This window comes from Sphingomonas sp. SAFR-052 (assembly GCF_051965015.1).
Classification (GTDB): domain Bacteria; phylum Pseudomonadota; class Alphaproteobacteria; order Sphingomonadales; family Sphingomonadaceae; genus Sphingomonas.
In genome coordinates this window covers 145,832-165,888 of sequence record NZ_JBQCMO010000003.1, presented here as the reverse complement: position 1 = coordinate 165,888, position 20,057 = coordinate 145,832, and the positions used below count along the sequence as shown (strand labels likewise).

At 64.8% G+C, this 20,057-nt stretch carries 17 protein-coding genes, 1 tRNA gene and 2 pseudogenes; 8 read left to right on the top strand and 12 right to left on the bottom strand.

Annotation, left to right across the window (positions count from 1 at the left end):
• Positions 1 to 3: 3 nt before the first annotated feature.
• Positions 4 to 564 (bottom strand): FKBP-type peptidyl-prolyl cis-trans isomerase, encoded by a 561-nt coding sequence (locus ACTHQV_RS06585; protein ID WP_440489026.1) that lies wholly within the window; start codon positions 562 to 564, stop codon positions 4 to 6.
• A gap of 92 nt (positions 565 to 656) precedes the next feature.
• Here ACTHQV_RS06585 and asd point away from each other — a divergent pair, with 92 nt between their 5' ends.
• Complete coding sequence (gene asd, locus ACTHQV_RS06580) at positions 657 to 1,499, top strand: archaetidylserine decarboxylase (protein WP_440489024.1); 843 nt, start codon at positions 657 to 659, stop codon at positions 1,497 to 1,499.
• Here asd and ACTHQV_RS06575 read toward each other — a convergent pair.
• Entirely contained in the window at positions 1,496 to 2,464 is a 969-nt protein-coding gene (locus tag ACTHQV_RS06575; RefSeq protein WP_440489023.1) for a 2-hydroxyacid dehydrogenase, read from the bottom strand. The two genes, asd and ACTHQV_RS06575, sit on opposite strands and share 4 nt — an antisense overlap.
• Before the next feature lie 43 nt (positions 2,465 to 2,507).
• Positions 2,508 to 2,590, bottom strand: a tRNA-Lys gene (locus ACTHQV_RS06570).
• Positions 2,591 to 2,709: 119 nt separating this feature from the next.
• Here ACTHQV_RS06570 and ACTHQV_RS06565 point away from each other — a divergent pair.
• Positions 2,710 to 3,987 carry a tyrosine-type recombinase/integrase gene (locus ACTHQV_RS06565; protein ID WP_145150167.1) on the top strand — a complete coding sequence of 426 codons (1,278 nt, stop codon included), beginning with the start codon at positions 2,710 to 2,712 and terminating at the stop codon, positions 3,985 to 3,987.
• Positions 3,988 to 4,270: 283 nt separating this feature from the next.
• Positions 4,271 to 5,704, top strand: a complete 1,434-nt coding sequence (locus ACTHQV_RS06560; protein ID WP_238995316.1) for a transposase — start codon at positions 4,271 to 4,273, stop codon at positions 5,702 to 5,704.
• 23 nt (positions 5,705 to 5,727) lie between these two features.
• Here ACTHQV_RS06560 and ACTHQV_RS06555 read toward each other — a convergent pair whose 3' ends face one another.
• Positions 5,728 to 6,372: a recombinase family protein gene (locus ACTHQV_RS06555; protein WP_145150242.1), complete on the bottom strand. Its 645-nt coding sequence runs from the start codon at positions 6,370 to 6,372 to the stop codon at positions 5,728 to 5,730.
• 290 nt (positions 6,373 to 6,662) lie between these two features.
• On the opposite strand from ACTHQV_RS06555, the gene ACTHQV_RS06550 reads away from it, so the two are divergent.
• Positions 6,663 to 7,838, top strand: a complete 1,176-nt coding sequence (locus ACTHQV_RS06550) for a zinc-dependent alcohol dehydrogenase (RefSeq protein ID WP_035366856.1) — start codon at positions 6,663 to 6,665, stop codon at positions 7,836 to 7,838.
• A 123-nt stretch (positions 7,839 to 7,961) separates the two neighbouring features.
• Here the strand turns inward: ACTHQV_RS06550 and ACTHQV_RS06545 are convergent, their stop codons facing one another.
• Genes ACTHQV_RS06545 through ACTHQV_RS06535 form a run of 3 tightly spaced genes read right to left on the bottom strand, consistent with a single transcriptional unit; the run spans position 7,962 to position 9,858 of the window.
• Entirely contained in the window at positions 7,962 to 9,035 is a 1,074-nt protein-coding gene (locus ACTHQV_RS06545) for a putative bifunctional diguanylate cyclase/phosphodiesterase (RefSeq protein WP_440489022.1), read from the bottom strand.
• Positions 9,032 to 9,451 carry a hypothetical protein gene (locus ACTHQV_RS06540; RefSeq protein ID WP_440489021.1) on the bottom strand — a complete coding sequence of 140 codons (420 nt, stop codon included), beginning with the start codon at positions 9,449 to 9,451 and terminating at the stop codon, positions 9,032 to 9,034. The genes ACTHQV_RS06545 and ACTHQV_RS06540 overlap by 4 nt, the downstream gene beginning before the upstream one ends.
• Positions 9,448 to 9,858: a hypothetical protein gene (locus ACTHQV_RS06535; RefSeq protein WP_238995143.1), complete on the bottom strand. Its 411-nt coding sequence runs from the start codon at positions 9,856 to 9,858 to the stop codon at positions 9,448 to 9,450. Before ACTHQV_RS06535 ends, ACTHQV_RS06540 begins: the two co-directional genes overlap by 4 nt.
• Before the next feature lie 155 nt (positions 9,859 to 10,013).
• Between ACTHQV_RS06535 and ACTHQV_RS06530 the strand changes: the two genes are divergently transcribed.
• Positions 10,014 to 10,718: a hypothetical protein gene (locus tag ACTHQV_RS06530; protein WP_440489020.1), complete on the top strand. Its 705-nt coding sequence runs from the start codon at positions 10,014 to 10,016 to the stop codon at positions 10,716 to 10,718.
• A 38-nt stretch (positions 10,719 to 10,756) separates the two neighbouring features.
• Here the strand turns inward: ACTHQV_RS06530 and ACTHQV_RS06525 are convergent, their stop codons facing one another.
• Complete coding sequence (locus ACTHQV_RS06525; RefSeq protein WP_238995142.1) at positions 10,757 to 11,419, bottom strand: recombinase family protein; 663 nt, start codon at positions 11,417 to 11,419, stop codon at positions 10,757 to 10,759.
• 61 nt (positions 11,420 to 11,480) lie between these two features.
• Here ACTHQV_RS06525 and ACTHQV_RS06520 point away from each other — a divergent pair.
• Together ACTHQV_RS06520 and ACTHQV_RS06515 are read left to right on the top strand one after the other, a co-directional pair.
• Positions 11,481 to 14,377 (top strand): annotated as a pseudogene (locus ACTHQV_RS06520) (Tn3 family transposase).
• Between the two features lie 140 nt (positions 14,378 to 14,517).
• Positions 14,518 to 14,824: pseudogene (locus ACTHQV_RS06515) on the top strand (integrase core domain-containing protein); the annotation flags it as partial.
• 164 nt (positions 14,825 to 14,988) lie between these two features.
• On the opposite strand, the gene ACTHQV_RS06510 reads toward ACTHQV_RS06515, so the two are convergent.
• Both ACTHQV_RS06510 and ACTHQV_RS06505 read right to left on the bottom strand, forming a co-directional pair.
• A complete protein-coding gene (locus ACTHQV_RS06510; protein ID WP_145147047.1) occupies positions 14,989 to 15,843 on the bottom strand; it encodes an SDR family oxidoreductase in 855 nt (284 codons plus the stop codon).
• A 29-nt stretch (positions 15,844 to 15,872) separates the two neighbouring features.
• Positions 15,873 to 16,712, bottom strand: coding sequence for a DODA-type extradiol aromatic ring-opening family dioxygenase (locus ACTHQV_RS06505; RefSeq protein ID WP_238995141.1), 840 nt, complete (start codon positions 16,710 to 16,712; stop codon positions 15,873 to 15,875).
• Positions 16,713 to 16,824: 112 nt separating this feature from the next.
• Between ACTHQV_RS06505 and ACTHQV_RS06500 the strand changes: the two genes are divergently transcribed.
• Positions 16,825 to 17,712 (top strand): LysR family transcriptional regulator, encoded by an 888-nt coding sequence (locus tag ACTHQV_RS06500; RefSeq protein WP_440489018.1) that lies wholly within the window; start codon positions 16,825 to 16,827, stop codon positions 17,710 to 17,712.
• A gap of 218 nt (positions 17,713 to 17,930) precedes the next feature.
• On the opposite strand, the gene ACTHQV_RS06495 is transcribed toward ACTHQV_RS06500, so the two are convergent.
• Both ACTHQV_RS06495 and ACTHQV_RS06490 read right to left on the bottom strand, forming a co-directional pair.
• A complete protein-coding gene (locus ACTHQV_RS06495; protein ID WP_075800947.1) occupies positions 17,931 to 18,947 on the bottom strand; it encodes a zinc-binding alcohol dehydrogenase family protein in 1,017 nt (338 codons plus the stop codon).
• An 84-nt stretch (positions 18,948 to 19,031) separates the two neighbouring features.
• On the bottom strand, positions 19,032 to 19,967 hold the full coding sequence (locus tag ACTHQV_RS06490) for a LysR substrate-binding domain-containing protein (protein ID WP_132884494.1): 936 nt from the start codon (positions 19,965 to 19,967) through the stop codon (positions 19,032 to 19,034).
• Positions 19,968 to 20,057 lie beyond the last annotated feature (90 nt).

Sequence of the window (20,057 nt, the reverse complement as noted above, 5' to 3'; positions counted from 1 at the left end):
AGCTTACGGTTTGGCCGGCGCGGCCGGCTGCGCCTCGGCCGGGGCGGGGGCAGGCGGGTTGTTCATCGCCTGCACCTCGGCGGCGGTCTTGAAATCGAGCAGTTCGACCTGGAACACCAGATCGGAATTGGCCGGGATCGATCCGGCTTCCCGCGCGCCATAGCCGAGCGCCGCGGGAATGCAGAACCGCACCACCGCCGTCCGGTTCATCGTCTGCAACGCTTCGGAAAAGCCCGGGATCACCTGATCGATCGGCAGCGGCGACTGCATGTTCTGGTCGAACACCGCACCGGTCGCCGCCAGATATCCGACATAGTTGATGAGCGCGATATCGCTCGCGGTCGGCTTCGCCCCGGTGCCGGGACGCAGCACGCTATAGCCGAGGCCCGACGCGGTCTTGGCCGAACACAGCCGCTGCGCCGCCGGGACGATCGGGTTGAGCGGCAGCGGGATGATCGCCGTGCTGGGCTTTACCGCCGGGGCCGGAGTCTGGGCATGGGCGATGGGCGATACCGCCAGCAGGGGTAAGGCGACGATGCGCGCGACGCGGGACAGGATGGTCATGGGCCGCGCCTATAGGTCGGACCGGCCCGCGGCGCCATGCGTTTCCGCTGGACATATCGTCCTGCTCGCCTAGCGTCGCAAACCGAGGCCCGATGTCCGACCGTCTTAAGATCCTGTTCCAGCATCTCCTGCCCAAACGCCACCTGACCGGCTTTGCCGGCCGGGTCGCGCGTGCGGAATCGGCGTTGCTGACGCCGCGCCTGATCCGCTGGTTCGCGCGTCGCTATGGTGTCAACATGACCGAGGCGGCGAATGCGGACCTTAACAGCTACAAATCGTTCAACGATTTCTTCACGCGCCCGCTGCGCGATGGCGTGCGTCCGCTCGCCGGTGTCAACTTCGTGTGTCCGGTCGACGGCGCGATCAGCCAGTTCGGCCCGATCGAGGACGGCCGCATCGTCCAGGCCAAGGGCCACTGGTTCAATACGGTCGAATTGATTGGAGGCGATCCGACCCTCGCCAAATCGTTCGAACGTGGCAACTTCGCCAACTTGTATCTCTCGCCCCGCGACTATCACCGCCTGCACATGCCCTGCGACGGCACGCTGACGCGCATGATCTATGTTCCCGGCTCGCTCTACTCGGTAAACCCCGTCACCGCCCGCGGCGTCCCCAATCTGTTCGCCCGCAACGAACGCGTCGTCTGCGTCTTCGACTCGGCCGACCATGGCCGTTTCGTCATGGTGCTGGTCGGCGCGACGATCGTCGGCAGCATGGCGACCGTCTGGCACGGCGTCGTCAACCCGAAACGCACCGGCCGGATCGCCGAATGGACCTATCCGCCAGGCGACATCGTGTTGAAACGGGGCGAGGAAATGGGCCGGTTCCTGCTTGGATCGACGATCGTCATGCTCTTCGAACCCGGCCGCATCGCCTTCAACCCCGACTGGGCCTCCGAACGCCCCGTCCGCCTTGGCGAGGCGATGGGCGTCTAACGACGGTTCAATGCGGCCGTCTCGGGCACCGGCGTCAGCGCCGGACGACCGTCGAACCACGCCACCAGATTGTCGACCACCAGCCGCCCCATCGCCGCCCGCGTCGCGACCGACGCCGACCCGATATGCGGCAACAGCACGACATTCGGCATTGCGATCAGAGCCTCCAGCACATGCGGTTCGTCCTCGAACACGTCCAGCCCCGCACCGCCAATAATACCGTCCTGCAATGCTGCCACCAGCGCCGCCTCGTCGACGACGCTCCCCCGCGCGACGTTGATGAGCACCCCCTCGCGTCCGAGCGCCTCGAGCACCGCTGCGTCGATCAGGTGCCGCGTGCCGCTGTTACCAGGCACGATCGCGATGACCACGTCCGACGCCTTCGCCAGCGCGACCGGCGTGTCGTGATAGCGATAGGCGACACCCTCCTGCCGCGACCGTCCATGATAGGCGATCGCGACGCCGAATGCTTCCAGTCGCCGTGCAATCGCCTTTCCGATCGCGCCCAGCCCGATGATCCCGATCCGCCGCCCACGCAGCGTCGGGGACAGCGGGAACGCGCCCGCGGGCCACTGTCCCGCGCGAACAAAGGCATCGGCCTGCGGAATGCGGCGCAGCGTCGCCAGCAACAGCCCGACGGCCAGGTCGGCTACCTCGTCGTCCAAAACCCCCGGCGTGTTCGTGACGATGACGCCCTGCGCCGCAGCCGCCTTCGCATCGACATTGTCATATCCGACCCCGAAGCTGGCAATGATCTCCAGCGCAGGCAGCCGGTCGAGCCACGCCGCATTGATCCTGCCCGCCAGCGTTGTCGCCGCCATGCCGACGATCGCCGGCCCGACCTCCGCCAGAAACGCATCGCGGTCGTCCTGCTCCCACAAGCGGTGCAGCGTGAAGCGTTCGTCGAGCGCGGCGACGACGTCGGGAGCCAGCGGGGCGGGCATCAGGATCTGGGGTTTGGCCATCGCCCGTCGATAGCATGGCAAATGCCGTTGCCGATGCAAAAACTGGTGGACGCACTTGGGCTCGAACCAAGGACCCGCTGATTAAGAGTCATTTTTTGGGGTGTCCCGCAAGGCCCCAGAACGTCCAAAAACCGCAGAAATCCGCCATTGCATTATCCCAAGGTTTCCCGCAGTTTACCGGGGTATCTGACCCCAAGTGATACCTAAGGTAACACATCAGCGGGTCCGGAATTGAGGTGGGACGAATGGAGAACATAGGTAACATCCTAGGTAACAAGACGGCTCTCACCGACGCGAAGCTGAAGGGTCTGAAGGCGCCGGAGCGCGGCCAGATCGAGGTCAGCGATCCTGCCGTTCCAGGGCTTCGCGTCCGGATTGGCGCCACCGGCTTGAAAACGTTCATCGTCCGGAAGCGGGTAGGCGGCAGGGTCAAGAACATGACCATCGGCCAATACGGTGCCCGTTTCGGTCTTGCCGACGCCCGGAAGAAGGCTCGCTCAATCATCAGCGACATCGAGACAGGCGGGGACCCTAGCTCCAAACTAAGGATGCCAAGTAAGCGAACCAGCGCGCTCACGATCCGCAGCATGGTCCCGGACTATCTGGCGGCAAAGGCAGATCGCCGGTCCGTAGGGGAGATGAAGCGGGTCCTTGAGAACTACGTCATCCCGGTGCTGGGCGACCGAATGGCGGAGGCGGTCACCCGGGGGGACATCACGGCACTGGTCGACAGCGTCGCCGCTACAGCGCCCGTGATGGCGCGCAACGTCCACGCGCAATTGTCCGCATTCTACTCGTGGGCACTACCGAGGCTAGATCGACTTCCCACAAACCCGTGCCGAGATGCCGGCCGTCCGAAGGCGCCGAAGGCTCGCGACCGCGTGCTCGACGACCGGGAGCTTGCGACCCTGTGGAAGCTGTTAGACGCCGAACCGCTTCCTTGGGGGCCTGCATTAAAATTGTTGATCCTGACCGGGCAGCGGCGCGCTGAGGTTTTCAGCGCGGACCGTAGCGAGTTCGACCTTAAGCGTGGTGAGTGGTGGATACCCGCTGAGCGGGCGAAGAACGGTGAGCGCCACTTCGTTCCGCTTTCCCGGGAGGCACTGGCCGTTCTCAAGAAGATCGACGAGGTGCCGGACAGCCCCAAGTTGTTTCCGGCGAAAGGTCAGCCGCAGAATGGACCGAGCGGCTTCAGCAAGGTTCAGGCGCGACTACGGGCTACAATGCTTGAGAAACTCGGTGTGGTACGCGACTGGACGCTCCACGACATTCGACGGACGGCGGCAACGGGGCTCCAGCGACTCGGCGTTCGACTGGAAGTCACCGAGGCGGTTTTGAACCATGTCTCGGGAACTCGAAGCGGTATCGTCGGAGTGTACCAGCGCTATGGCTTCGCGGCCGAGAAAAGGGCAGCTCTCGAAGTCTGGGGCGCTGAAGTTACAAAGCTCGTGACGGAACATCCGACGAAGGGGGCAGCCCGAGTCTCCCGTCGGAAGAAGAGCGCAGGCGCTGATACCGATTAGATCAGCTTAATGTATGGCGCACAAACACGGCGCGAGCCTAGCGCTCTTGCCGAGGTTGGTCGTGCCGCCGCTGAGCTGCCAGGCTCCTTCCGACCCGAAGGCAGTCATAGCCGGGGCAAGTTTCCCATCTCAGAACCGGACATTTTTAACCGGCCTTTTGACACCTGCAAACCCTCAGAAATCTGAATACGAGTGCCGGTGTCACAACCGACCGGGCCTGTTGAAAAATGCCGGACATGCCGGGTTACTCCTTCGTTTCACCCCTGCCGAGAGGAGCGCCGCCATGATGGGACCAACCTGTCGCGGTGGGCGGGAAGGGGCGTCCCGCCGCACCATAGAAGCCATGTTGCCCGCAGACCACCTGCTGCGTCGCATTGATAGATGTCTCGACACGAGCGAGCTGAGGCAAGCACTGGCTGGGCATTACAGCACACGAGGGCGACCATCGATCGATCCCGAACTGCTGATCCGCATGACTCTGATTGGCCGCATCTACGCGATCGCGTCCGAGCGGCGCCTGTGCGAGGAGCGGCGCTACAATCTGGCTTACCGCTGGTTCTGCCGCCTCACGCCGGGAGACAGGGTTCCGCACCATTCGACGTTCAGCAAAAACCGGCATGGTCGCTTCCGCGAGGCAGGCGTCTTTCGAACCCTGTTCGACAGCACAGTTCGACGCTGCATCGACGAAGGGCTGGTCGGAGGAAAAGACGCCGCGATCGACGCGTCGTTTATAGCGGCTGATGCAAGCTGGCAGCGTAAGACCGTTCCTGGCTACCTGCCGTATGTCGCCAACGCATCGCGCGCGGTTCGGGAATGGGTGCAAGACACCGGAGATGCCGTTTGGGAAATGGCGCGCTCGAAAAGCTGCCAAGGCGTCTCTCGAACAGATCCTGCCGCGGCCTGGTCGGCGCGAACGGTGCGGGGCCGGTTCGGCTACGCCCTCAACGCGCTGGTCGACACCCCAAGTGGCGTTGCGCTTGATGTCGAGGCGACGCCGGCTCGTTTCGCGGAGGAGGTCGATGCCGGCCGCGTCATGCTCGAGAGGTCGGCAGATCGGTTCGACTTCCACCCCAAGCGGGTTGCGGCCGATAAGGCCTACGGCAGCGCCGGTTTCCTCGGCTTCGTCCGTAACCACGGCGCGATCCCACACATCCCCGTGATCGACCGGACGCAGCAGGCCAAGGGCAAGCTGCCGCGAACGGCCTTCAGCTATGATCGTGACACCGACAGCTTTACCTGTCCGAACGGTAGGCTCCTCCGGCACCACGCATTTCACCTGCCCACCGGCGTACACCGTTATGCTGCCGATGCGCGTGACTGCGAGGCGTGCGTGCTTCGAAAGAAATGCACGACGGCGCGGCGTCGTACCCTGGTCCGACTGGACGATGAGGACGTTCGCGATCTTGCTCGAGCCGAGATGGAAACCGGGCTTTACAAACGGTCGATGCGGTTGCGGCGCGGGGTCGAACGGTTCTTCGCCGACGCCAAAGGCAAGCATGGCATGAGACGCCTTCACCTGCGCGGCATCCGCGGAGCGGAAGAAGAGTTTCTGATCGGCACGGCGGTGATGAACCTGATGATCCTGGCGCGACCACAGCGGCTCACAGGCAAGCCGCGCCGGGGAAGGTGTATTCCCGCGGCCATGACCCCGGCTGCAATCTCCGCCCGGTCCATCGAACATGACGTGATCGTCGCGCCCGCTCGGCGATATGCCTGATCGTTGAGGCGCGGCGTGGTTCATCACGCGGCGCACAGTCGTTCTTTGCGGTACGGCACACCGTCAAGCAGCGCCTGGCCCGGCGCTTTAGGCGTGCCGTCACCGTTCACGTACATATAGAGCGTCGTGGTCGTCATCCCAAGGCGCCGCGCGACATCGGCTGCAATCGCGTTGCGGTCGGACATTGCGGCCATCGCCATCGCCAGCGTCGCCTTATCCATCTTGCGAGGTCGTCCGCCCATCCGCCCCCGGGCGCGTGCCGCAGCAAGGCCGGCCTGTGTGCGCTCGGCGATCAACTCACGTTCGAACTCGGCAAAGGCGGCGAAGATGCCGAAAGCGAGGCGACCGTTGGCGGTGGTGGTGTCGATCTGCGCGCCGGCACCCGTCAGCACCTTCAACCCGATGCCACGCTCACGCAGCGCCTCGGCAGTGATGACCAGATGCCGGAGGTCGCGCCCGAGACGATCCAGTTTCCAAAGGACCAGTGTATTGCCAGGCTGCAACGCCTTTAGGCAGGCAGCCAAACCGGGACGCGCATCGTGGCGGCCCGAAGCGAGGTCTTCATAAATACGCGAGGCATCGACGCCGGCCGCGAGCAGTGCGTCGCGCTGCGGCGCCAGCGTCTGCGATCCATCAGCTTTGGACACCCTCACATATCCGATGAGCATCATTACCTCGCCAGAAAAGATATCCACCACCCCTGCAATATGCCGGTGGTTTCCGCAACGGGTTTTCCGATCTCTAGGAGGCGTCGTTGAGGCAAAAATCGCTGCCGCCAGAAAACCGGCCGTTTTACGAACAGTTTGAGCCTGATGTCGCGGGTGAGCTCGCCGATCGCTGCCCGAAATGGCTGCTCGTTCACGGATCCGACAGACGGGAACCATGCCGCAGCCCAAGGCGTTGGGCGCCTTAGACGAGGTCCTTACCACGGGGACGTCCGATTAGATGGGGAAACGACATGCGCGCACTATGCTGGCACGGTAAGGGCGATGTCCGTGTCGACACCGTCGCGGATCCCGAGATCAAGCACCCGCGCGATGCGATCATCAAAGTAACCGCCTGCGCGATCTGCGGGTCGGACCTTCACCTGCTGGATGGATATCAGCCTACCATGGAGGCCGGCGACATCCTCGGCCACGAGAACATGGGCGAGGTCGTGGCGCTCGGGTCCGAGGTCACCAACCTCAAGATCGGGGACCGGGTGGTGGTGCCGTTCACGATCAGCTGCGGCGATTGCTGGTTCTGCAAGAAGGGTCTGTTTGCGGCCTGCGATCGGACCAATCCGAACGCCGAGATGGCCGCCAAGGCGATGGGCCATTCGCCCGCCGGGCTGTTCGGCTTCAGCCACATGCTGGGCGGCTACTGCGGCGGCCAGGCGGAGTATCTCCGCGTGCCGATGGCGGATGTCGGTCCGATCAAGATTCCCGACAACGTTACCGATGAGCAGGCCCTCTTCCTATCGGATATCTTCCCGACCGGCTACATGGCCGCCGAGAATGCGCAGATCGAGCATGGCGACACCGTCGCGATCTGGGGCTGCGGTCCGGTCGGCCAGTTCGCCATCCGCTCCGCGCTGATGATGGGCGCCGGCCGCGTGATTGCGATCGACGAGGTGCCCGAGCGACTCGCCATGGCGGAGGCCGGTGGCGCTGAGACGATTAACTTCGCCGAAACCGATGTCTATGACGAGCTGCAGGCGCGAACCAAGGGCCGGGGCCCCGACAGCTGCATCGATGCTGTCGGCTGCGAGGCGGCCGCGCACGGGGCGGCGGACGCGGTCATGGACAAGGTGAAGGCAAGCATGATGCTCGCCACTGATCGCGTCCACGTCTTGCGGCAGGCGATCATGAGCTGCCGCAAGGGCGGCACGGTCTCCGTGCCCGGCGTCTACGTCGGGATGGGTGACAAGCTTCCGATCGGTGCAGCGATGAACAAAGGACTAACGATCAAGCTCGGCCAAACCCACGTGCAGCGCTATACTAGACCGTTGCTGGAAAAAATCGTCGCGGGCGCGATCGACCCCAGCTTCGTGATCACCCACCCGGCCAGTCTTGAAGACGCGCCAGAAATGTACGCTAAATTCCGCGACAAGGAAGAAGGTGTGATCAAGGTTGTTATGCGCCCGCACGGCTGATTGGCGGGATAACCGGGAACAGGACGCTTATCGATGCTGATCGACACCGCCGCTGTGGAGCACGTGTAGCGGCGGTGTCGATCAGCTTGCGTCCAAGTATGTCGGCAGACCTAGGCAGCTGCCTTAGCCGAGCGTGCCGCCTGGTCGAGTAGATCGGTGGCCTGAGCCGGTGAGAGCGGCTTTGCGAAAAGATAACCCTGGATCGCGTTGCACCCGGCTCGGGCCAGGATGTCCGCCTGCTGCTGCGTCGGACGCGGCGGCGGTCCTCAGCGGCAAACTGCACGAAGCGACCAACCACTGCCGGAAATCCTCCGCCTCGATTGGTCGTGCGAAGTGGTAGCCCTGTGCTTCCTCGCACCCCATCCCGGCCAGCATCGTCGCAGCGGCGGCGCTCTCAACGCCTTCGGCAACGACGCGGTAGCCCAGATCGTGCGAGAGGGTGATCATTGAACGAACAAGGGCTTGCTCCCGCTCTTCCTCCGCCAGATGCCGGATGAATGACTGGTCGATCTTGACCACCCGCGCCGGTAGGCGCTGGAGATAGGCAAGGCTGCTATAGACCGTGCCGAAATCGTCGATTGCCAGCGGCACCCCGGCGGCTTTCAGCTCGCGAAGCTGCGTCATGGCGCGACCGCCATTCTCCATCACGGCACTCTCCGTCACCTCCAGCTCGATCGCATCCGGGCGCAGCCGGTGCTTCAGGAGATAGAGCTGCACGCGTCCGGCGAAGTCGCTTTCTTCGAGATTGGCCGCAGAGACGTTGATCGAAAGCTGAAGGTGGAGTCCCTCTTTCCGCCAGGCTGCAAGCTGTCGCATGGCCGTATCAAGCACCCATGCGGTAGTGGGCTTCGCAAGCGAGGTCTGCTCGATGATCGGAATGAACTCTCCGGGTGACACTTCCCCCAAGCGAGGATGCTTCCAGCGGAGCAGCGCCTCCGCCCCGATGCACTGCCCCGAGGCGACATCGACCCGCGGCTGAAATACGAGCCTGAGCTGACCCGGCTGGTCGAGCGCAGCACCAAAATCGTTGAGGAGTGTGAACCTGCGGCCGTGAACGCGGTCCTCGTCGGGTGAGTAGAGGCTAACGGCGTTCTCTGACGCACGGGCGTCCTGGGCGGCGCTATAGGCGGTACGCAGCACGTCGCGCGGGTCCGCCTCACCAAGAATGACGGGCGTGACGCCAATCGCGGTGGTCATGGCGAACCGAACGACGGAAGCATTCTGGGCTGTCGCCAGCATCGAGTCGAGCAACGCCAGATATGCGTCCCGCTCCGGCTCAGGCGGGGACAGGAACGCAAACTGCGTTGCAGCGACATGGTAGGCCGTTCGTCCGGGGCGAGTGCTGCCCGGAGCGACCTGGCGGCATCCTGCACCATGTCATCGACGAACGAAGGCCCCATCACGCGCAGGCCGTTGTTGAGCTGGTCGTTACGGGCAAGGTCGAGCAGCACGGCATATCGCCGCTCGCCAGGCGCATCCCGACCAAGGTCTTCAAGATCGTCGAGAAACTGGGTGCGGTTGGGAAGGCCGCTGAGGGGATCGATGCGCCCGAATGCGTGCTGCATCTCGATCTGCGCCATGACCATATCGGCCAGATCGCTCAGGCCGGTCATCTCCACCTCAGACACCGTTCGCGGCTCCGTGCCGAGCACACAAAGCGAGCCGAGGCCGAATCCTTCGCGGGTAACGAGCCGAACGCCAGCGTAGAAGCGAACTCCTGTTTCCGCCAGGAGGCTCGTCGCATAGCAGTTGTCGGCGAGAAGGCGGGGATGACCAGCACCTCGGTGGTCTCCGCCACCTGCGCGCACGGTGCCTTGTCGCGCGGTATGGAGCTATGTTCGACCCCGACACGCGATTTGAACCACTGCCGGTCCCGATCGGTCAGTGATACCGCCGAAATAGGCAGATTGAAGATCTGGCTCGCCATGCGCGTGATGCGATCGAAGCTCGCGCTCGGAGGCGTGTCGAGCAGGTTCAACTGGTATAGCGCGTCAAGTCGCGCTTCTTCGTCCTGTTTCACGATCCGTCCCTCTTCGCCCCCAGGACTAGACGGGGTCGGTTCCGGCTGAGGGCGAAATGACACCCTAAGTGGACTGGCTGGGTTTGGGGGGGGCGGCATTCGCGACTTCAGCGAAACTGGCTATGCAGCCCTGAAGGGCCATGTGATGTATGAGCATGATCCGATCTGCCTACATCGCCGCGGCGCTCGTCCTCGGCCAAGTCGCGCCCTTGGCGGCACAGGACACTCCGCGAGCATACGATTTCCAGGAACGCACTCGCGCACTTGCATTTGACCCGGCCCGCTTCTTCCCCGAACGGTCCGAACCGGCAATGGCGGTCCGCTATCTGGGAGACGATTACGGCTTTCCGGTTTACGCGATCGCAGTCCGCAGGGGCTGCACCGATGCCGACCTGGGCGAGGCACGTCGGACATGCGGAGATCGCCTGATAGCCCGGATGGTCCGTTCACCCTATGAAGGTAAACCGCCAAGGGCGCGAGCCCGCGGGCAGCGACTATTTGCCATGATCGCAAAGTCACCGCCGCAAAGCGATGATGCCCTGCTCCGTTCGCTCGATAAGGCAGGACTGGAGTGGCTCGAGGCTGACATTCGCAAATGTCCCATCGCAATGGCGCACCTAGCGACTGGACAAGACCCCAGGTTCTCGTCCGTGTTAAATCAGACCCGCCAGATGCCCGAGATCGTGCTGCACGCCGACAAGATATCGTTCGAGATTGGCGAGTACCTGATGCGATCACGCTACGAGGGATGGCTGAAGCCGGGTAGTCCCGGTGCGTGGGCGAACGACTTCGCAGCGAGCCTGGAATCTTGCTGGAAACCTTCTACGGCGCTCGTGCCTTGGCGGGTGGTCAAACGATAATTCAGCGTCTTCACGACAGGATCAGATGCCGAGAATTCTTACTCCGCGATTTTGATATCGGGAGCCGTGTGCACCCGCGCACGCCCGACGATTGCGGCGACGGTGTTCTTGCTGAGACCCAGGTCGCGGGCAATCCAGCGATAGCTACGGCCCTCGGCGACGAGCGCCAACACCTTGGGGGCGAGCCGGTCGGACTTGGGGCGGTCGCCGGTCTGTCTCCCCAATTTGCGTCCCCGTGCCCGTGCCGCAGCGAGGCCGGAGCGCACCCGTTCGCTCAGCATGTCGCGCTCGAACTGCGCGATGCCGGCAAGCATCGTCGCCATCATCCGCCCGTGCGGGGTGTCGACCTCAAACGTCATGCCGCTCATCGCGACTACCGAGACGCGCCAGCCTGACAGCCGATTGAGCGTATCGAGCAGGTCCTGGGTCGAGCGTCCCCAGCGGCTGAGTTCGGTGACGAGGATCGCATCGATGTGCCGCGCCTGCGCCAGCTTCATCACCTCGGCTCGCGCCGAGCGGTTGGCCTTCATGCCCGAGGCGGTTTCGCGGAAGACCTCGACCACCTCATAGCCGCCGCGTTCGGCGAAACCGGCAAGGTCGCGCAACTGCCGCTCGCACGACTGGTCGGCTGTCGACACGCGGGCGTAGATGGCGGCGCGTTGTCCCAATTGAACCTTCCCGAAATCCGGCCCCGAAAACACTTGATTTGCGTCGGGTCAGTGTTGTCCAAAACAGACTTCTGTTCAACCGGGGCACTGGGCCATGCCGCGCCGCCATATCCTGAGCGCCCGGCAGCGGTCGGCGCTGCTCGACCTGCCGACCGACGAGGCATCGCTGCTGCGGCACTACATCCTGGCCGACGACGACCTGATCCATATCGACCGGCGACGCCGCCCGGAGAACCGAATCGGCTTCGCGCTGCAACTGTGTGCGCTGCGCTATCCCGGTCGGATGCTGGCACCGGGCGAGGTGATCCCGCTGGCGGTGTCGGTCTTCCTCGGTGCCCAGCTCGGCATCACCGGCGACACGCTCGCCCGATATGCCGTTCGCCGCCAGACGCGCCAGCAGCACATGGAGGTGCTGCGCCGGACCTACGGCTACAGGATGTTCCCCGGTCAGGGCGCACCGGGACGGGCATTCCGCGACTGGCTGCTCGCCGAAGCCGAACAGGCCCGCTCCAACGACGATCTTGCCCGGCGCTTCATCGCCCGCTGCCGCGACACCATGACCATCCTGCCGGCGATCACCACCATCGAGCGGCTGTGCGCGGACGCGCTGGTCGCGGCCGAGCGCGGTATCGAGAAACGCATCGCCGCACGCTTCGATCGCGTCGCCTGCACCCGGCTCGACCGGCTGACGACCGAGATGCTGCCGGGCGCGATCAGCCGCTTCATCTGGCTGCGCCGGATCGAGCCGGGCAACAATTCCGCCGCGGCGAACCGGCTCCTCGACCGGTTGGAGTTCCTGCGCGCGATGAACCTCGATGCCGGACTGCTCGCCGGCGTCCCGCCCCACCGCGTTGCCCGGCTTCGCCGGCAGGGCGAGCGCTATTTCGCCGATGGTCTGCGCGACCTGAACGCCGATCGGCGCCGCGCCATCCTCGCGGTCTGCGTCATCGAATGGGTGGCCGCGACCGCCGATGCGGTGGTCGAAACGCATGACCGGATCGTCGGCCGTACCTGGCGCGAGGCAAAGCAGGTGCATGATGCGCGCGCCGCGGAAACCAGAGGAGCGGTCACCGCGACGCTGGACGGGTTCGCCACGCTCGGCCGATCGCTGCTCGACGCACATGGCGAGGGCGCATCGCTGGAGGATGCGGTCGCGCGCGCGGCGGGATGGGACCGGCTCGGCCGCCTCGTCGCGACAGCCCGGACGCTGACCGACACGCTGGGCGACGATCCGCTGGCGCATGTCGATCAGGGCTACCATCGCTTCCGCCGCTATGCGCCGCGTATGCTGCGCTGCCTCGATCTCGCAGCCGCGCCGGTTGCCCGGCCCCTGCTCGATGCGGTCACCGCCATCGCCGCCAGGGGCGAACTGCAGGCGACCGACGATTTCCTGCGCCCGCATTCCAAATGGCGGCGTCAGTTGCGGGTGAAGGGCGATGATGATGCCCGCCTCCGCGAAGTTGCGGTGATGTTCCACCTGCGCGACGCGCTGCGCTCGGGCGACATCTGGCTCGACCGCTCGCATCGCTATGGCGACCTGCGGCACGTCCTCGTGCCGATGGCCGTCGCGCATAGCATGAAGCTGGCGGTCCCGTCCGACCCGCAGGCCTGGCTGGCCGACCGCAAGGCGCGGCTTGCCGATGCCCTCGCCCGGCTCGGTCGTGCCGCGCGCAACGGGACGATCCCACACGGCAGCATCGAGGACGGCACGCTGCGCATCGACCGCCTCACTGCCGACCCGCCGGACAGGATCGAGGAATTGCTGCTCGACCTGTATCGTCGCCTGCCGCCCGTCCGCATCACCGACCTGCTGCTCGAAGTCGATGCCGCGCTGGGCTTCACCGATGCCTTCACGCATCTGCGCACCGGCGTGCCGTGCGGCGACCGGATCGGCCTGCTGAACGTCCTGCTCGCGGAGGGGCTTAACCTCGGCCTGCGCAAAATGGCCGAGGCCTGCAACACCCACGACTATTGGCAGCTCTCCCGCCTCGCGCGCTGGCATGTCGAGAGCGAGGCGATCGACCAGGCACTGGCCGCCGTGGTCGCCGCGCAAGGCGATCTGCCGATGGCGCGGGTCTGGGGCGTGGGCACCACCGCGTCGGCCGATGGCCAATTCTACCCCGCCGCGCGGCTGGGAGAGGCGATGAACACGGTCAACGCCCGCTACGGCAACGATCCCGGCATCAAGGCCTACACCCACGTCAACGACCGCTTCGCACCGTTCTCATCGCGCACCATTCCGGCGACCGTCAGCGAGGCACCCTATCTGCTCGACGGGTTGACGATGAACGAAGCTGGACGCCGGATCGAGGAGCAGTACGCCGACACCGGCGGGTTCACCGACCACCTGTTCGGTATCAGCGCCATGCTGGGCTACCGTCTCGTGCTGCGCATCCGCGACCTGCCGTCCAAGCGACTGTACGTCTTCGATCCTGCCGCCACGCCGACCGAACTGCGCCCGCTGGTGGGCGGCAAGGCACGCGAGGCGCTGATCGTCGCCAACTGGCCCGACCTGTTCCGCTGCGCCGCCACCATGAGCGCGGGGCAGATCGCGCCAAGCCGTATCCTGCGCAAGCTCGCCGCCTATCCGCGCCAGAACGACCTTGCCGCAGCCCTGCGCGAGGTCGGGCGGATCGAGCGGACGCTGTTCATCATCGAATGGATCCTCGACACCGGCATGCAGCGGCGCGCCCAAGTGGCCTGAACAAGGGCGAGGCGCATCACGCGCTGAAGAACGCCCTACGCATTGGCCGACAGGGCGAGATCCGCGACCGCACCACCGAGGGTCAACACTACCGGATCGCCGGCCTCAACCTCCTCACCGCTATAATCGTCTACTGGAATACCCTGCACCTCGGCCATGCCGTCGAGGCCAGGCGCCGCGAAGGGCTGGATACGCCTGACCATCTGCTGGCCCACGTATCGCCGCTCGGGTGGGCGCACATCCTGCTCACCGGCGAATATCTCTGGCCCAAGGACGCCAGCGCTTAGGGTGTCATTTCGCCCTCAGCCGGAACCGAACCCAAGCAGGCGGAGACGGGTACGTCGGTGGCGGAGGTGATCCGCCGGATGGGGATCTCGGAGCAGACGTTCTACCGCTGGAAGAAGGTGTACGGCGGCCTCGGCGTAGGCGAGTTCGTGTCGATAACGGGCCCGAGTTCATCTCGAAGGCGCTCGACCGCTGGGCCTACGAGAACGGCGTCACGCTGGACTTCAGCCGGCCGGGCAAGCCTACGGACAATGCCTTCGTGGAGTCGTTCAACGGGCGCCTTCGGGACGAGTGCCTGAACACGCACTGGTTCCCTGTCGCTGGAGGACGCCCGGGCCAAGATCGAGGCTTGGCGGCGCGACTATAACGAGAGCAGTCCTCACACATCGCTTGGCTGGCTGACGCCGGTCGAATATGCTGCTGCCGCGGCCAAGATCGCGGCCGAATGAACGCCGGAAACTCACCTTCGACCTGGATGAGAAACCGGGGGACCGTCAAATCGCAAAGCCAATTCCGGCCGTCGAACCTGTCACGAGCGCCGTCTTGCCGGAAGGGTCGATATTCATGCGCTATCTCCAGGGATGGTCTTTAACGGTCTGGGGATTGCGTAACGTCAGCCCTGCGCGGCGAGTTGCGCCCGCACGGCGTCGGCCAGCGGTGTCGTCGAACGCCCGATCAGCTTCGAGAGCTGATGGCCGTCATCGAACAACGCGCCCTTCGAGGCATCGACGTCCCACGCGGCAAGCCCTTCGGCGAAGCCGTCGGGCAGGCCGACCTGCTTCAGGATCGCGGCGTAATCTGCCTGCGGCAGATCACGGTACGGGATGTCGCGACCCGTCTGGCGCGAGATCTCGGCGGCAAGGTCGGCGAGCGTCACCGCGTCGTCACCGGCCAGCTCATAGGTCTTGCCCTCATGGCCGTCGCTGGTCAGCACGATGGCTGCGGCTTGGGCATAATCGGCGCGGGTCGCGAGCGACAGGCGTCCCTCGCCAGCGCTGCCGACGAGCGCGCCATTCTCCAGGGCTGCGGGAATCGAGCCGGTGTAGTTCTCGGTGTACCAGCCATTGCGCAGGAGGGTCGTCGAGATACCGGAGGAGGCCAGCAGCGCTTCGGTCGCACGGTGCTCCTCGCCCAGGCTGATCGGCGATCGGTCGGCGTGCAGCAGGCTGGTGTAGACGATACGCTTGATGCCCGCCGTCTTGGCGGCCTCGATGACGTTGCGGTGCTGTGCCTCGCGCTGCCCGACCTCGCTCGACGAGATCAAGAGCAACGTGTCGATCCCGGCCAGTGCCGGAGCGAGCGTCTCAGGCTGCGCGTAATCGAACGCGAGTGCCTCGACACCCAGGTCGCTGGCCTTTTCGGGCGAGCGCACCAGCGCCACGATCGGCTCGTCGGTCGACTTGCGCTTCAAGCTTTCGATGACGAGGCGGCCAAGCTGGCCGGTCGCGCCGGTGACGCCGATGGTCATGACAATTCTCCTTCAGTGACGCGGTGAGATCAGTTGAAACGGAAACCCGAGATGGCGGTCGACAGCACTTCCTCGGCATAGACCCGGGCGCCTTCGCCTTCGGCCGCGCCGGCCGCGACCATCAGGGGCAGCAGATGCTCCTCCTTGGCGGGTGGATGGGCGAACCGCGCCGATGGCGCATCGGCCCAATGCGCCAGACGCTCGGCTCGCTGCGCACCATCCAGTTCCATGCTCTCGGCCAGCCATTGGTCGAACGCCTGCGAGCCGGGCGTCGAGCGCGGGTCGCCATAGGCGCGCATGTTGTGGAAGCTCATGCCCGAACCCAGGATCAGCACACCTTCCTCACGCAGCGGCGCGAGGGCGCGCCCGGCAGCGACATGGAGGGCCGGGTTCAGCCCCCGCTCGACGGACATCTCGATCAGCGGAATGTCGGCATCCGGAAAGGCCACCTTGAGGGGCACGAACACGCCGTGATCCAGGCCCCGTGTCGCGTCGACAGACGAGGGGATGCCCGCATCCTTGAGCAGGGCCGCGGCACGGGCGGCGAGCGCGGGCGAGCCTGGTACGTCGTAGCGCAGCTGATAGGTATGGGGCGGGAAGTTGTAATAGTCGTAGATCAGCTCGGGCCGTTCGGCGCCGGTGAAGGCAAAGCCGTCCGTCTCCCAATGTCCCGAGACGACGAGGATGGCCTTGGGCTTCTCGGCGAGCGTGTTTGGCAGGCTGCGCAGGAACGCTTCCATACCGGTCCACACGCCGCGCGGGTCGTCCATGAAGAAGCAGGGGCCGCCGCCATGCGGGATGAAGTAGGTGGGCTGGACGCTCATGGTCATACACTCCGGTGCAAGCGCCGAGGAGGCGGCCTGGATCATCGTTCGATCTGCTGACCGGAATATGTGCCCGCTATCGCGCGATGATAATCTGCCGAGTAGAAGGATCAGCTTCAACCACGGGTAGGAAATCATGACGGATCGGTTGACGGGTATGGACGTGTTCGTCCGGGCGATCAGGCTCGGTGGCATCTCTGCCGCCGCCCGTGATCTGCACATGTCGCCAGCGATGGCGGCAAAGCATCTGGATGCTCTTGAAGCGCGGCTTGGCACCACGCTGGTGCAGCGGTCGACGCGTCGGCTGTCGCTGACCGAGGCAGGCACCGACTATTTCGAAAAGGCCGAACGCATCCTGATGGAGATCGGTGAAGCCGAGGCGGAGGCATCGTCGCGGTCGATCACCGCGCAGGGGCTGCTGCGCGTCAGTGCGCCCGCCACCTTCGGCGTTCTGCACCTTGCCTCTCTCATCCCTGCTTTCTCCGCACGTCATCCCGAGGTGACGATCGAACTGGGCTTCAACGATCGCTACGTCGACCTGCTGGAAGAGCGATGGGACGTCGCCGTGAGGATCGGGCGGCTGGCCGACAGTGCGCTTGTTGCCCGCAAGCTCGTGGCGATGCGCATCGTGCTGTGTGCCGCCCCCGCCTACTTGGCGCGGCGCGGAACGCCCACCCGCCTGGCCGATCTTGGCGTTCACGATTGTCTCGGCCACACCAACGCGTCGTTGGCAGGGACCACGTCGTGGGCGTTCGGCAAAGACGGGACGATCAAGGTGCCGATCTCCGGATCGATGTGCTCCGACAATGGCGAGGCCTTGGTTCGCGCCGCCATCGCAGGCCAAGGGCTGGTCTATGGGCCTCGCTTTATTGCGGCAGAGGCGCTTCGCGCTGGCCAGTTGAGCGAGCTTAAGCTGGATGAGCCGCCTATGATGCTGGGAGCGGCATATGCCATCACACACCCGACGCGGCGCCCCGCCGCCAAGACGCGGGCGTGGATTGACTTCTTAGCCGAAGCACTCCCCGCTCTTGGCACCGATTGGTGAGATGCCGAGCTAGAAGACGTCCCGAGTTTTCACCCGAGGATCGCGTCTGCTATCTCGAAACATCACGGTCTTTTATGATTGTAGATATCAGTGACCCAGCGAAAGCGACGCCCACAACCGCACATGGCTGGCATCGATAACGCCGAGGCTTGGTCCCTTTCAGTTGGTGCAGCGGGGGCCGCGGGCGCGGCGGACGTTGCGGGTGAGCGTGAACCGCATCACTGCCAACCCTCGATGACGATCTTGCCGCGTGCGGTAGTGCTCTCAAGCGCCTGGTGCGCGCGCTTGAGGTTCGCGGCGTTGATTGGGGAGAACCGTTCGGTGAGGGTGGTGCGCACCTCGCCGGCGTCCACGAGGCTGGCGATGGCCGACAGGATCTGACCCTGCGTTTCCATATCAGCGGTCTCGAACATTGACCGGGTGAACATGAACTCCCAGTGGGTCGACACTGATTTCCGTTTGAACGGTACGACATCGAGTGTCTTGGGGTCGTCGATGAGTGCGAAGCGTCCCTGCGGGGCGATCAGCTCGGCGATCTGCTCAATATGCTCGTCGGTGTGCGTGGTCGAGAAGACGAAAGCCGGCGCGCCGATGCCCAAATTCGCCACTTGCCGAGCCAGCGGCTGGCGATGATCGATGACATGGTGCGCACCGAGCTCACCCACCCAGGCCTGCGTTTCAGGGCGCGAGGCCGTCGCAATGACGATCAGCTCGGGTACTTGGCGAGCAAGCTGGATTGCCATCGAGCCTACCCCGCCGGCACCCCCGACAATCAACAGCGCATGTGCTGCACCGGCTACAGGAGTACGCACGGACAAACGCTCGAAGAGGGCCTCCCACGCGGTGATCGCCGTCAGCGGCAACGCCGCTGCCTCTGCCCAATCGAGGCTGGCCGGCTTCTTCCCGACAATGCGCTCGTCGACCAAGTGCAACTCGGCGTTGGTCCCATCACGGCCGATGCTGCCCGCGTAGAACACCTCGTCGCCCGGTTCGAAGCCGCGCACTTCAGGGCCAACAGCGCGAACGACACCGGCGGCATCCCAACCCAGGACACGCCAATCACCGTGGATCGAACCCGAGCCAGCGCGCACCTTCGTGTCAACCGGGTTTACCGAGACAGCCTTGACCTCGACGAGGAGATCACGGCCGGTAGCGTTGGGATCGGGAAGTTCGATATCGACGAGAGCTTCCGTGCGATCGATCGTTCCGGGCTGCTGGTAGCCGATTGCGCGCATGATAAATCCTATTGTCAGGGGCTGTATAGCGAACTTTGTCGTGTACGGGATACGCACAAGCGACGTCGCGGTTCGGCATCGTCGTCAGGCTGGCGACGGCGTGGCTGCCGCTGCCGTCTTCCCCGTGAGGTCGGTGATGACCGCGCCGATCAGCGCCCGTAGCCAGCGGTGTGCGGGATCATGCCGATAGCGGACGTGCCAAGCCATTTCCACGGGAAAGCTGCCAAGGTCGACCGGAGCCGGCAGGATCTTCAGCCGGGGGTCGTGCATCAGCCGCCTGCAGATGAGCGAGGGCAAGGTGGCGCAATAGTCGGTCACCGCCACCATCTCGGCTACCGCGAAGAAGTTTGTCACGGAGATTGCGACGTCACGCTTCAGCTGCTGCTGCGCCAGCGCCTGGAACAGCCCGGCGCGCATCCGTCCGGGCGGCACGATGTTGACGTGCTTCATCGCCTCGAACTGCTCGCGCGTCATGGCATCGCCGACGCCCGGATGGTCGGCGCGGACGGCGCAGGCGAGCCCTTCGTCCATCAGGTGCTGGACGACGAGGTTGTCGGGCGGATCGACGATGCGGCCCAGTACGAGCGCCGTCGTGCCCGATACGACGCCTGTTTCCACAAGATCGTTGCCGTAGGGCGTCAGACGAAGCTTTATGCCGGGGGCGACCTTCTCCAGGCGCGCCACGACAGCGGGGACGAGGACGAACTCGACATAGCCGTTCGGCGCGATCGTGAAGAGCCGTTCGGCCTGTACGGGGTCGAAGGCCTGCTGACCGAGGACCGCGTTGTCGAGCTGCGCGAGTGCCTCGGCGATCAGCGGTGAGAGTTCAAGCGCGATCGGGGTCGGCTGGATGCCGTAGCGCTCGCGGACGAACAGTTGGTCCTGAAGCATCAGTCGTAGACGCGATAGGGCGTTAGACAGGGCGGGCTGTGTCATGCCCATGCGCTCGGCGGCCCGCGTGACGCTGCGCTCCTCCATCAACGCGACGAAGATCGGCAGCAGGTTCAGATCGTAGCGCATGCAGTCATCCTGTTAGCGTTATATCTGAAATCAAAAAGATAAACTTCTGGAATATGTCAACGAGGCCCATTTCCCATCCATCGGCGACGG